We start from the raw sequence: 12,671 nt of genomic DNA, 5'->3' as shown, positions 1-12,671 counted from the left end.
GGCCTTCCATCGTTCGGGACTGCGACCGCTGATCCGTGATCGGCCGCGCTCTCAGTAAACGGGGGCCGTGAGTCGGATGTGTTTCGGGAGTGTCAAGGCTGTCGAAACTATCGGTACGCTGACGATCGTGAGATATCTCTTCGCCGGTCTCCGGCTCGCCGTCGCCGTCCTCATCATCGTGGCCGTGGTCGGCCAGCTGATGCGGAGCGTGCTGGCCCCCTCGTTCTTCTTCTTCAACTTCTTCGGCTTCTTCACGATCCAGAGCAATCTGCTGATCGCGGGCACGTTCGCGCTGACCGCCGCCGTGAGTCTGACCGCCATGGCATCGCCGCCGTGGCTCGTCGTCGCTCGAGGTGCGACCGTCACCTACATGGCGACGACCGGCATCGTCTACAACCTGATCCTCGCCAATCAGCCGCTCGGCGACTTCAACGTGGCGTGGTCGAACGACATCCTGCACCGCGTCGTGCCGATCATCGCGATCGTCGAGTGGGTGCTGCTGGGCGACCACGCGGCGATCCCGTGGCGTCGCCTCTGGTTCTTCCTGATCTACCCGATCGTCTGGCTCATCGCGACCCTGGCGCGCGGGCAGAGCTTCGTGCCGTATCCGTTCTTGAACACGGTGACGATCGGCTGGGGTGCCGTGCTGCTCTACTGCCTCGTGATCGCGGTCTTCGTCGCCGCCATGAGCGCGCTCGTCATCTGGCTGAGCCGCCTGCATCTCGTCGACCCGCTGCACCTGCCCGTCGACCCGCGCGAGGTCGCGCGACGAAAGTCGAGCCAGGCGACCGTCTGAGAGGCGAGCGCGCCCTCGCAGGCGACCGACTAAGAGGCGAGCGCGTCGAGCACCTGGTCGGCGAGGAAGATCAGCTGCTGGATCTGGTCGTCGTCGCGCTCGACCCACCGGCAGAGCGGCTCGGCGGCCACGGGCACGAAGTCGACGTGCTGCTCCCAGACGACGAGCGTGCGCTCGGCGCCGAGCACGTACTGCTGCCACCACACCTGCCGTAGGTACGAGCGGGGGATGCCGCGCCACACCTTCGACGTGGTCTTGATCTCGGCGAGCACGACGGTGCCGTCGGCGAGTTCGCCCACCCCGTCGGGCGTCGCGAGGTGCAGCTTCTGGCCTCGGGCGTGGAAGAGCTTCGTGCTGGGCTCGATCGAGTGGTGCGTCTTCACCCACGCGGCGATGTCGGGCTCGCGGGCCCGGCCGTGGTCGGTGTAGGCGTTGCCCGAGAAGCTCGAGCCGTAGCGCTTCTCGAGCACGATCGCCTGCACGGCGGCGGCGCTCGAGAGCCGGGCGACATCGGTGGCCGTGATTCCGCGGCTGCGGGCTCGCAGCCACGCGACGCGGTCCGTCGAGTCGGCCAGGATCCGGTCGGTGTGACGAGCAGAGGGCGACGGCTCGTCCCACAGGGAGAGAGTCGGCTGCACGAGGGTCACCCGACCATTGTCGCTCAGTCGGGTGGCTCAGACGACTGCGGCGGCCAGCGAGTCGAGGCTCTCGGGCGAGAGCGCGTGATGGATCGCCAGCATGCTGGCCCCCAGGATCGCGGCGCGATCGGCTGCCCGAGACTGCACGATTGTCAGGTGCTCGGTCGCCAGCGGCATCGAGCGGGAGTAGACGACCTCGCGGACGCCTGCGAGCAGGTGCTCGCCGGCCTCCGACATCGAGCCGCCGATCGCGATGACCGAGGGGTTGATGAGGTTGACGCAGGTGGTGAGCACCTCGCCGATGTCGCGCCCGGCCTGCCGGACGGCTCGCACGGCGTCGAGGTCTCCGCGCCGGACGAGCTCGACCACGTCGGATCCTGAGGTCGCATCGATGCCGTCGGCGCGGAGGGCCGCGGCGATGGCGGGCCCGGAGGCGACGGCCTCGAGGCAGCCCGTGTTGCCGCAGCGGCACTGGATACCCTGCCCGCGCGCCACCGGAATGTGGCCGATGTCGCCGGCGATGCCCTGGGCGCCGCGCTGCAGACGGCCGCCCGAGATGATCCCCGAGCCGATGCCGGTCGCGACCTTGAGGAAGAAGAGGTGGTCGACGTCGGGCCAGGAGTGCGTGCGTTCGCCGAGGGCCATGATGTTGACGTCGTTGTCGACGTAGACGGGCACGTCGATGTGCTGCTGCACCCAGCCGGGCACGTCGAAGTCGTCCCAGCCGGGCATGATCGGCGGGTTCACGGGGCGGCCGGTCGAGAACTCGACCGGGCCGGGCAGCCCGATGCCGGCGGCGATGAGGTCGTTCCGGTCGCGGCCGAGGACTGTGAGCAGGGCGTCGACCTGCTCGACCATCCAGGTCAGCACCACCTCGGGCCCCTGGTCGATGTCGAGGCGCTCTTGATGGCTGACGAGCTCGTCTCCCAGGAGGTCTGTCAGGGCGACGTGGGCGTGGCTGGCGCCGAGGTCGGCGGCGACGACGATGCGCGACGACGGCAGCAGGGCGATCCGCGACGGCGGTCGGCCGCCGGTGGAGACGGCGTCGGCGACGGGACCGATCAGGCCGAGGTCGGCGAGAGAGTCGAGCCGGAGGCCGATCGTCGAGCGGGCGAGGCCCGTCATCGTGGCGAGCTCGGCACGAGTGCGCGGAGCGCCGTCGCGGAGCAACTGGAACAGGTCGCCTGCTCCGGTGATGCCGAGGGCAGACGTGCGCGCGGCGTCGGACATGAGGAGAGTAAAGCACAGCTTCGGGTGCCGCGTGAGCAAAGATGTCGAAAGTCAGACACCTTTTGCTTGACGCTCGACAGAAGTGCCCCTAAGGTGAGAGCCGGTCGAGGGCGATCCCGCACGACCGCTTGTCTGACCGTCTTGCAACAGAGAAAGTTTCTATGACCTAGTGGAAAGTTGCTGGCCTCCGAAAGAATCGCCACAATGCGGTAACGATGCGAGAATCACCCTCCAGGTGACGTTGACTTGCCTCGATCCACGGGCGAGGATGATGCCAGAAAGTGGTTTTCAGAGCAGATCCGCGTATTCTCATCGCGACGATGGTTCGAAAGTTTTTATTCAACGAAGAGTAAAAAGCCGGGCAGTGCTGCCCGGCGGAAGGACACTGACCATGCCAAACAACATCACGGGATCGGCTTTCAGCCGTCGCGCCTTTCTCGGCGGCGCGGTCGGCGCCGGCGCCGTCGCGTTCCTGGCGGCCTGCTCCTCCAGCGGCGGATCGGGCTCCAGCTCGAAGTCGCTGAAGTTCTGGAACATGCCCTGGGGCAACACCACGTTCAACACCCTCGACAAGACCATCACCACCGGCTACAAGCCGACCGGCAGCCTGCCCTCGGCCACCTACCAGGTCATCCAGTGGGCGAACTTCACCCAGACCTTCTCGTCGGCCATCGCGTCGAACACCGGCCCGGCCGTCTCGTCCGGCGGTGGCACGCAGGCCTTCCAGTTCGCCGCGCAGAACAAGATCGCCTACGCCGACGACCTGCTCGACAGCTGGAAGAAGAACGGCATCTACGACGACTTCCTGCCGGGCCTCATCGACACGATGAAGACGGACAAGGGCTACGCCGCCATCCCTTACAACCTCGACATGCGCGTCTCGTGGTACTCGAAGTCGCTGCTCGCGAAGGCCGGCGTCCAGCCGCCCACCGACTGGCAGAGCTACCTCGACGTCTGCGCGGCCCTCAAGAAGATCGGCGTCTACGGCTGGGGTCAGGGCTCCGGCTCGGGCAACTTCACCGGCAGCCACATCATGGTCAGCTTCATGATCAACAACGGCGGCGGCCTCTTCGACGAGAACCAGAAGGCCAACTGCGTCACCTCGGCCAATATCGAGGCGATCGACTTCATGCTCGAGCTCGTCTCGAAGGGCTACACCGACCCGGCCTCGGCGACCTACACGTCGGCGAACGTCCAGGCCCAGTGGAAGGCCGAGAAGTTCGGCTTCGGCTGGGACGGCGCCGCCCTCGACCAGAACGTCGGCGGCACCAAGGCGGCCGACCTCTTCGTAGGCGACCCGCTGACCGGCCCGTCGGGCAAGAAGGGCGCGCTCTTCTTCCCCAACAACATCATGATGTACAAGAACACCCCCAGCCAGAAGGGCTCGGAGGCGTTCCTCACGTACTACTACAAGAACATGTCGCCGCTGTGGACGAAGAACACCGGCGTGGGCCTGCCCGTGCTGAAGTCCATCGCCGACACGGCCGGCTTCAAGGCCAACAAGAACGCCGTCAAGGTCATCAGCGACTGGCAGCCCATCTCGAAGACCTGGGCCGCCCCCGGTGGCTCGGCACTGTTCGAGGGCGTCACCGCCGTCGACGGCACGCCGGCCATGACCACCTTCACTCAGTCGATCCTCGGCGGCAAGGTCACGGCCAAAGACGCCCTGACCACCCTCCAGAACGCCATCAAGGCGTCCTGACCGCAGGATGCGACGTGGCCGGCACAGATTCGCCTGTCACGGTATTTAGCCCTCACGAAGGAGTGATGAATGTCGGCCAACAGCGTCGCTGAAAACCTGAGGCGTGCTCGGCGCGGAGTCGGTGTATCCGGCTCCGGGTCGGGCGCGCCCCGCCCCACGCCGGCGAAGCGCAAGTCGCGGCGTCTCGGGCCCCGCACCTGGACGCTTCTCGCGTTCGCCCTCCCGTCGTTGATCCTGCTGCTTCTGATCAATCTCTACCCGGTCATCTACGCGTTCATCCAGTCGCTGCACAACGGCACCCTGCTCGACTCGGGCGCCTTCGTCGGGCTGCAGAACTACACCAACATCCTCGGCGAGCCGGCCTTCTGGGCGGCGGCGCGGTTCACCCTGATCTTCACGGTGGTGGGCGTCTTCGGGTCGTGGATCGTGGGTCTGCTGCTGTCGTTGCTGCTGCGCACGCACATCCCGGCGAACAATCTGTTCAAGGTGCTCCTGCTCCTGCCGTGGATCGTGCCGGTCGTCGTCTCCGCGACGAGCTGGAACTGGCTGGTCGCGACCCCGCAGTCGCCGCTGCCGATCATCGCGGCGCACCTGGGCCTCGGCAACGTGCTCTTCCTCGCCGACCCGCTGCTCGCTCAGGTCGTGGTGTGCATCTTCAAGGTGTGGATCTCGTTCCCGTTCATGATGATGATGATGTCGTCGGCGCTGGCGTCGGTGGACACCAACGTCTACGAGGCCGCGAAGGTCGATGGATCCAGTGGGTTCAAGACGTTCCGGTACATCACGATGCCGATGATCTCGCGCACCACGTTCGTCTCGTGGATCCTGATGACGATCTTCTGCGTGAACGATTTCCCGACCATCTTCCTTCTGACCGGCGGCGGCCCGGTCAACTCGACCCAGTCGCTGGTCGTCCTGGCGTACCTCACGGTGTTCCAGAACTTCCAGACCGGCCCCGGCATCGCGATCGCGTTCTTGATGACGCTGGTGCTGGTGATCATCTCGGTGGTGCTGTACCGCCAGATCCGAAAGGTGAACATCGAATGAGCACCCTCAGCGTCCGGCGCGCTCGCGTCAAAGACCAGGCGAAAGGCAGCGTCACGGTGCCCCGCCGCCGCTCCCAGTCCGATCAGGCCAAGCGAGGCGGCTGGTGGCGGTTCGCCCTCATCGTCATCATCACGGCCGTCGTGCTCGTACCGATCATCGCCGTGGTGGGCCTGTCGTTCCAACCCGGGCTCGGGTCGACTGCGACCGGGTTCACGGTGCAGAACTACGCCGACATCTTCTCGCAGACGGCCGTGCTGACCTGGCTGAAGAACAGCCTCACCGTCACCGTCGTCACCGTGGTGATCGCGGTCGCCGTCGCGGCCCCGGCCGGGTACGTGCTCTCGCGGGCCCGGAACCGGCTGGTGTCGGGTTACTCGCTGGTGCTGTTCGTCGTGCAGTCTCTGCCCGTGGTCTCGGCGGTCATCCCGCTGTTCATCCTGTTCTCGAAGTTCGGCCTGGTCGACAACCTCGTCGGCGTCACGATCATCTACGTCGGGTCGACGATGTCGGTCGCGATCTGGATGATGGCGGCGTACTACGACTCGATCCCGATCGCGCTCGAAGAGGCGGCGTGGATGGATGGCGCCTCGCTGTTCGGCTCGTTCACCCGCATCGTGCTGCGCAACTCGCTGCCGGGCATCCTGTCGACCGCGATCTTCTCGTTCCTGCTCGCCTGGAACGACTACCTGATCGCGCTCGTCTTCCTCCGCTCCGACCCGAACTACACCCTCCCCGTGGGCCTCGAGACGTTCTTCCAGCAGAACGCGACGAACTGGGGTCTCGTCATGGCGGTCGCCGTCGTGATGATGCTGCCCCCGATCATCCTGTTCTCGTTCTTGAACCGGTACTTCTCGGTCGGCGGGATCGGCGGCTCGCTCGCGGGCCGGTAGACGGCACCACACAGAACAAGGCTTTATTTGACGTGCGGCCGTCGACCGGCATCCGGTCGACGGCCGCCCCGTGACACCTCTTGCAGAGAACTGGGCTCCAACGCATGACAGACACCAACGAATTCCTTCACCGTCGCGCCCTCGTGGTGAGGGGCGGGTGGGACGGCCACCAGCCCGTCGAGGCCACGAACCTCTTCGTCCCCTTCCTCGAAGCGAATTTCGGCGAGGTGCGAGTCGAAGACTCCACCGCCGTCTACGCCGACACGGACTACCTCGACGGCGTCGACCTGATCGTGCAGTCGGTCACGATGTCGACGATCGAGAAGGAGGAGTTCGCGGGTCTGCAGGATGCCGTGATCAAGGGCACCGGGTTCGGCGGCTGGCACGGCGGCATCGCCGACTCCTTCCGCAACAACTCCGACTACCTGCACATGGTGGGCGGCCAGTTCGCCACGCACCCGGGCAATGCGCCCGACCAGCGCATCGGCGAGCAGTCGGACAACTACGTGCCCTACACGGTGAATCTGACGGCCGCGGCCGCCGATCACCCGATCACGCAGGGGCTGACGGACTTCGACCTCGTCAGCGAGCAGTACTGGGTGCTTCACGACGATTACAACGATGTGCTCGCGACCACGACCCAGAAGGTGCGCCCCTGGGATCCCTTCCACCGCGAGGTGACGAGCCCTGCGATCTGGACCCGCCAGTGGGGCGAGGGCCGCATCTTCGTCACGACCCCCGGCCACCACGTCGACATCCTCGAGAACGACGACGTCCGCACCATCATCGAAAGGGGTCTCCTGTGGGCAGCCCGCTGACCGTCGGCATCATCGGGGTCGGCAAGATCTCCGAGCAGTACTTCGCGAGCCTGCCGCAGCTGCCCGGGCTGAAGCTCGTCGCCGTGGCCGACATCGACGCCGCTCGCACGAAGCAGGTCGCCGACGAGCAGGATGTGCGCGCCCTCACCGTCGACGAGCTGCTCGCCGACGACTCGATCGACTCGGTGATCAACCTCACGATCCCGGCGGCGCACGTCGAGGTCGGCATGAAGGCCCTCGCCGCCGGCAAGCACGTCTTCGCCGAGAAGCCGCTCGGGTTGGACCCCGAAGAGGCACTCCCCATGCTCGACCTCGCGGCCGAGAAGGGCCTGCGGGTCGGCAGCGCCCCCGACACGGTGCTGGGCACCGGAATTCAGACAGCGCGCCAGGTGCTCGACGCGGGTCTCATCGGCGACCCGGTCGCGGCGCAGGTGCACTGGTCGGCCCCTGGCCACGAGCGCTGGCACCCGTCGCCGCTCTTCTACTACCAGCCCGGCGGCGGCCCCCTGTTCGACATGGCGCCCTACTACCTGACGAGCCTCGTCACGCTCTTCGGCCCGATCACGAGAGTCTCCGGGCTCGCCACCCGGTCGACTCGTGAACGCCACGTGTGGACCGGGCCGCTCGAGGGCACGCCGATCCCCGTCGACATCGACACGCATGTCTCCGCCCTCATCGAGCACGCCTCCGGTGTGACGACGACCCTCACCGTCAGCTTCGAGGTGTGGGCGACGAGGTCGCCGCTGTTCGAGGTCTACGGCACGAAAGGCACCCTCGCGGTGCCCGACCCCAACCGGTTCTCTGACGCGGTCGAGGTCTCCACCATCGACGAGCCCGAGTTCCACGAGGTGCCGGTGTCCGCTGGCTACGAGGATGCAGGCCGCGGCTACGGCCTGGCCGACATGGCCCGGGCGATCGAGACCGACCGCCCGCACCGGGCCTCCGGGCAGCTCGCCTACCACGTGCTCGAGGCGATGGACGCGATCCTGCGCTCGAGCGCCGAGAAGCGCATCGTCGACCTCGAGTCGACCGTCGACCGCCCGGAGCCCGTCCCGTTCGAGGCGACGCCGGACTCCTGGTAGCGCCGCGGGCGTTCGACGACACATGAGGGGGAGGGCAAGTACGATGACCACCGTGCACACCACCGCGCAGGAGGACGCCGAGAGCGCCGCCCGCGCGACACTCTCCGAAGTCGCCGAGACCGCCGGGGTCTCGATCTCGACCGTCTCGAAAGTGCTCAACGGCCGCAGCGGAGTCTCGCTCGACACGAGGCAGAAGGTGTCGGGGATCCTGCGGGACCGCCAGTACAACCGGCGCAACTCGACCACGCCCTCGGCGCCGCTGCTCGAGCTGGTCTGCCACGCGCTCGACAGCCCGTGGATGGTCGAGGTGGTCATCGGCGTCGAACGCATCGCGCGGGAGAGCGGCCTGAGTCTCGTCGTCACGGGCATGAAGGATCGCACGCGGCCCGCCGACAGCTGGATCGAAGGGGTGCTGCAGCGGCAGCCGGCCGGCGTGATCCTGGTGATCTCCGACATCCCCGAGGTCAACCAGCACCAGCTGCGGAGCCACGGCATCCCGTTCGTGATGGTCGACCCCGAGGGCGACCCGGCCTCGGACGTGCCCTCGATCGGCTCGGCCAACTGGATGGGCGGGTTCATGGCCACCCGCCACCTGATCGAGCTCGGCCATCGCGAGATCGCCTTCCTGCCGGGGCCGGAGTTCTTCATGGCGGCCACCGCTCGCCTCTCGGGCTATCGCGCGGCTCTCGCCGGCGCGGGCGTCCCGAACACCCCGGCTTCGTGGCGCCCTACGGCGAGTTCGACGTGGCGACCGGATACCGGCAGTCGCTGGCGCTGCTCGGCCGCGCCGACAGGCCGACCGCGATCTTCGCCGCGAGCGACATGCAGGCCATGGGCGTCTACGAGGCCGCCCGGTCGATCGACGTGAGCATCCCCGACGACGTGTCGGTGGTCGGCTACGACGACCTGCAGGTGACCCGCTGGGCCGGGCCGCCGCTCACCACGGTGCGGCAGCCACTCACCGAGATGGCCGAAGAGGCGACGCGGCTCGTGCTGCGCCTCCGCGATGAGCCCCAGCTGAAGTCCACGCGTCTGGAGCTCGCCACCAGCCTCATCGTGCGGGGCAGTACCGGGGCGCCACGCGTGACGAGAGGCGCCTGATGGCCCGCACCCTCCTGCCCGGCCAGACCTGTCGCATCCTGCTCGTCGACCCTGCGTCAGGGCGCAGCGAGGTCGTGTTCGAGAACGCCACCACGCTCGTCGAGGCTCCGAACTGGAGCCCCGACGGCCGCTGGCTCGTCGTCAACGGCGACGGTGGGCTGTGGCGGCTGCCGGTCGAGGGGGTGAGCGCAGGATCCAGGGTGCTCACCCCGGTCGAGATGCGCGGAGTCGCCGAGATCAACAACGACCACGTCATCGCTCCTGACGGCAGCGTCGTCTTCGTCAGCGCCCGTGACGGCCACCTCTACGAGGTGCCGTTCGACGGCGGCGAAGGCCGACGCGTGACGCAGGATCACCCGGAGGGCCGCGGCTATAAGAACTACCTGCACGGTGTCTCGCCCGACGGCTCGACCCTCTCGGTGATCGTCGGCGCTCGGCCCGACGCGGTCGCAGGGCCCGAGTCGTGGCAGACGAACGTCGCCCTCGTCTCGGTCGCCGACGGCACGACGACCTTCCTCACCGACGACGAGCACGCGGACGACGGGGCCGAGTTCTCGCCCGGCGGCGAGTGGATCTGGTTCACCACCGAGCGCTTCACGACGGCCCCCGGCCACTCGCAGCTCGCGCGGATGCGGGTCGACGGCTCGGAGCTCTCGCAGGTCACGGCGACCGACACCGTCGACTGGTTTCCGCACCCCTCGCCCGACGACACGATGCTGCTCTCGCTCGCCTTCGAGGCGGGCACCGAAGGCCACCCCGAGAACCGTGACGTCGTGCTCAGGATCCTGAAACTGACCGACGGTGCCCCGACGCGTCGACGTCGCGCGAGCTGCTCATGCTCTTCGGCGGCCAGGGCACGATCAACGTGAACGGCTGGTCGCCCGACAGCACCCGGTTCGCGTGCGTCGACTACCCCCAGGGCTGAAGGCTCGAAGGGCGGCGGCTCAGCCCTCGGTGACCTTGCCGCCCTTGAGGCGGAGGCGCCGCTCGGCTCGGCGCGCCACCGACGAGTCGTGCGTGACGACGACGAAGGTGAGGCCGCGGTCGCGCCACTGCGCCTCGAGCAGGTCCATGATCTCGTCGCGGGTCTGCTCGTCGAGCGCCCCGGTCGGCTCGTCGGCCAGTAGCACCTGCGGCTCTTTGACCAGAGCGCGCGCGATTGCGACGCGCTGCTGCTGACCGCCCGAGAGCTCGGCCGGCAGGTGGTCGCCGCGATCGGCGAGCCCGACCGACTCGAGGGCCGCGAGCGAGCGCTGGCGCTGCTCGTCGCGCGGGTGCGACGAGTGGGCGAACGCCGTCTCGACGTTCTCGGCCGCCGTCAACGTCGGGATCAGGTTGAAGCTCTGAAACACGAAGCCGATCTCGGTGGCGCGGATGTCGGCGAGCTTCGAGTCGGGAAGCTCCGAGACCCGCTTGTCACCGAGCACGACGCTGCCTGAGCTGGGCTTGTCGAGCGCGCCGAGCATCTGCAGCAGCGTCGACTTGCCGCCGCCGGTCGGGCCCTGGATCGCGACCATCTGGCCAGTCGGGATCTCGAGGCTCACCTTGCTGAGCGCGGTGACGGTTCGCTTCTTCTGGACGTACGTCTTGGTGACGTCGGTGAGGGTGTACATGGGTGTCCTTTGTCGGTCTCTCGAAAGCGGGGTCAGGCGACGCTGCGGAGCGCCTCGGCGGGGCGCAGGCGCGACGCGCGCCAGCCGCCGATGGCCCCGGCGAGCAGGCCGCCGACGATGGCCAGCACCACGGCGATCACGATGATCTCGATCGCGATGGGGGCATGGAGGGTGACGGCGGTGGTGGCCTTGGCCGCGGCCTGGCCGAACCGCGCGGCACCGCCTGCGACGCCCTCGCCGCCCGTCGTGCCACCCGTGCCACCGGCGGCAGCACCGCCGAAGCCGCCGCCGGCTGCCCCGCCTGCGGCACCGGCTCCTCGGCCGAACGCGGTCGTCGTCGTCGCGCCACCCGACAGCGTCGGCCCGATGATGTTGATCACCAGCACGCCGATCAGGCCGATGGCCACGCCGGCCACAGCACCGATGAGGCCCTGCACGAACGACTCGCCCGCGACTTGACGCACGATGCGACCGTTCGACCAGCCGATCGCCTTCAGAGTGCCGAACTCGCGGGTGCGACGCGTGACACCCGAGACGGTGAACAGGATCGCGATGAGGAAGGCCGCGGCGAGCACCAGGATCGACAGCCAGGTGCCGAGGCTCGACACCAGACTCGACGCCGTCGAGAGCGAGCCGGAGACGCTGGACGCGAGGTCGGCCTCGGTCGAGACGGTCGCCTTGGGCAGCGCCTTCTCGAGGCTGGTCTTGAGTGACGACACGTTGTTCGACGAGTCGGCGGTCACGTAGATGTTGGAGATCTTGCCGGTGAGGCTCGAGACCTTCTGGGCGGTGTCGAGCGGCATGTAGACGTTCGAGGCCGTGGTCGACGACGAATCGGTCGATCCGACGAGGCCGATGATCGTGAAGGTGGAGCTGCCGATCTTCGTGGTCTTGCCGACCGTCAGGCTGTTCGTCTTGGCGTACGACTTGTCGAGCACGACGACGTCCTTGCCGGCATCGGACGCTTTGAAGGTGCGGCCGCTGGTCAGCGAGACGCTCGAGATCGGGCCGACCGCGTCGGCCGTCACATCGACGCCCTCGATGGTGGTCGAGTTGAAGCTGAAGTCGCCTCCGCCGAAGCCGCCGCCCGTCACGCCGCCCGCGCCCCCGCCGGCAGCGGTGCCCGAGCCGCGCTGGAAGGTGCCTGTTCCCGATCCTGTGCCCGTTCCCGATCCTGTGCCCGTCGCGGCCCGCTGCTTGAGCGTGCCCGAGAAGTCGGTCTCCTGCAGCGACAACGTGGCCGCCGCCGCCTTGACGCCCGCGGTCTTCGTGACCGTGGCGAGGTCGGTGGAGGCGAAGGTCGTCGTGCCCCGAGCCACCGAGACGCGGCTCTGGTCGAGGTTCGTGGAGGTGCCGGTGCCGGCGCTGCCGCTGGAGGTGCCACCGCCCGAGCCGAACGAGAAGGACGGTCGTCCTCCGGTCGCCGACGGTGTCGCCGTCTCGCTGATGGTCACGTCGGTGCCCACGCCGTAGACCGACTGCAGCACGGTCGACTGCGCGGCCTTCACGCCGCCGGCGACGGAGTTGACGATGATGACGAGTGCGATGGCCAGGGCCAGGCCCGTCGCGATGATGGCGGTCTGCTTGCGCCGGTTGCTGAGCTCCCGGAACAGGTAGGTCCAGAACATGGGTCTCCTCGTGATGTCGCGCGTCGGGCGCGCGTGGTGCGTGCTGTGCTCGAAAGGTAGGGAGGGCCGCTATCACGGAACTATCGCGAACTTGTCAATCGCCTATGAGGTAAAGCCTGGGCAGGC

At 67.8% G+C, this 12,671-nt stretch carries 12 protein-coding genes and 1 pseudogene; 9 read left to right on the top strand and 4 right to left on the bottom strand.

Features of this window, described 5'->3' with window-relative positions; translation table 11 throughout:
* The first annotated feature begins 127 nt into the window (after positions 1 to 127).
* Positions 128 to 796, top strand: coding sequence for a Pr6Pr family membrane protein (locus AX769_RS18770; RefSeq protein WP_066282233.1), 669 nt, complete (start codon positions 128 to 130; stop codon positions 794 to 796).
* 29 nt (positions 797 to 825) lie between these two features.
* On the opposite strand, the gene AX769_RS18765 is transcribed toward AX769_RS18770, so the two are convergent.
* Complete coding sequence (locus tag AX769_RS18765) at positions 826 to 1,434, bottom strand: YqaJ viral recombinase family protein (protein WP_066284022.1); 609 nt, start codon at positions 1,432 to 1,434, stop codon at positions 826 to 828.
* 36 nt (positions 1,435 to 1,470) lie between these two features.
* Positions 1,471 to 2,664, bottom strand: a complete 1,194-nt coding sequence (locus tag AX769_RS18760) for an ROK family transcriptional regulator (protein ID WP_066282232.1) — start codon at positions 2,662 to 2,664, stop codon at positions 1,471 to 1,473.
* A 391-nt stretch (positions 2,665 to 3,055) separates the two neighbouring features.
* On the opposite strand from AX769_RS18760, the gene AX769_RS18755 reads away from it, so the two are divergent.
* From AX769_RS18755 to AX769_RS18725, 8 genes and pseudogenes are all read left to right on the top strand, one after another.
* On the top strand, positions 3,056 to 4,366 hold the full coding sequence (locus AX769_RS18755; protein ID WP_066284015.1) for an ABC transporter substrate-binding protein: 1,311 nt from the start codon (positions 3,056 to 3,058) through the stop codon (positions 4,364 to 4,366).
* Between the two features lie 69 nt (positions 4,367 to 4,435).
* A complete protein-coding gene (locus AX769_RS18750; protein WP_066282230.1) occupies positions 4,436 to 5,413 on the top strand; it encodes a carbohydrate ABC transporter permease in 978 nt (325 codons plus the stop codon).
* Positions 5,410 to 6,303, top strand: coding sequence for a carbohydrate ABC transporter permease (locus tag AX769_RS18745; protein WP_082763935.1), 894 nt, complete (start codon positions 5,410 to 5,412; stop codon positions 6,301 to 6,303). The genes AX769_RS18750 and AX769_RS18745 overlap by 4 nt, the downstream gene beginning before the upstream one ends.
* A gap of 104 nt (positions 6,304 to 6,407) precedes the next feature.
* Complete coding sequence (locus tag AX769_RS18740; protein WP_066282229.1) at positions 6,408 to 7,121, top strand: ThuA domain-containing protein; 714 nt, start codon at positions 6,408 to 6,410, stop codon at positions 7,119 to 7,121.
* Positions 7,106 to 8,203 carry a Gfo/Idh/MocA family protein gene (locus AX769_RS18735; RefSeq protein WP_066282228.1) on the top strand — a complete coding sequence of 366 codons (1,098 nt, stop codon included), beginning with the start codon at positions 7,106 to 7,108 and terminating at the stop codon, positions 8,201 to 8,203. Before AX769_RS18740 ends, AX769_RS18735 begins: the two co-directional genes overlap by 16 nt.
* A gap of 22 nt (positions 8,204 to 8,225) precedes the next feature.
* Positions 8,226 to 8,849: pseudogene (locus tag AX769_RS18730) on the top strand (LacI family DNA-binding transcriptional regulator); the annotation flags it as partial.
* 74 nt (positions 8,850 to 8,923) lie between these two features.
* Positions 8,924 to 9,304: a LacI family DNA-binding transcriptional regulator gene (locus AX769_RS25480; RefSeq protein WP_369824042.1), complete on the top strand. Its 381-nt coding sequence runs from the start codon at positions 8,924 to 8,926 to the stop codon at positions 9,302 to 9,304.
* The gene (locus AX769_RS18725) at positions 9,304 to 10,173 is read left to right on the top strand and encodes a biopolymer transporter Tol (RefSeq protein WP_239451851.1); all 870 of its coding nucleotides are present in this window, start codon (positions 9,304 to 9,306) and stop codon (positions 10,171 to 10,173) included. Before AX769_RS25480 ends, AX769_RS18725 begins: the two co-directional genes overlap by 1 nt.
* 75 nt (positions 10,174 to 10,248) lie before the next feature.
* Here the strand turns inward: AX769_RS18725 and AX769_RS18720 are convergent, their stop codons facing one another.
* Positions 10,249 to 10,917 (bottom strand): ABC transporter ATP-binding protein, encoded by a 669-nt coding sequence (locus AX769_RS18720; RefSeq protein ID WP_066282227.1) that lies wholly within the window; start codon positions 10,915 to 10,917, stop codon positions 10,249 to 10,251.
* Positions 10,918 to 10,949: 32 nt separating this feature from the next.
* Positions 10,950 to 12,545 carry an ABC transporter permease gene (locus AX769_RS18715; protein ID WP_066282226.1) on the bottom strand — a complete coding sequence of 532 codons (1,596 nt, stop codon included), beginning with the start codon at positions 12,543 to 12,545 and terminating at the stop codon, positions 10,950 to 10,952.
* Between the last annotated feature and the right edge of the window lie 126 nt (positions 12,546 to 12,671).

The sequence above is a fragment of the Frondihabitans sp. PAMC 28766 genome (genome assembly GCF_001577365.1).
Lineage (GTDB): Bacteria > Actinomycetota > Actinomycetes > Actinomycetales > Microbacteriaceae > Frondihabitans.
This window is presented reverse-complemented; position numbering and strand designations above follow the sequence as displayed.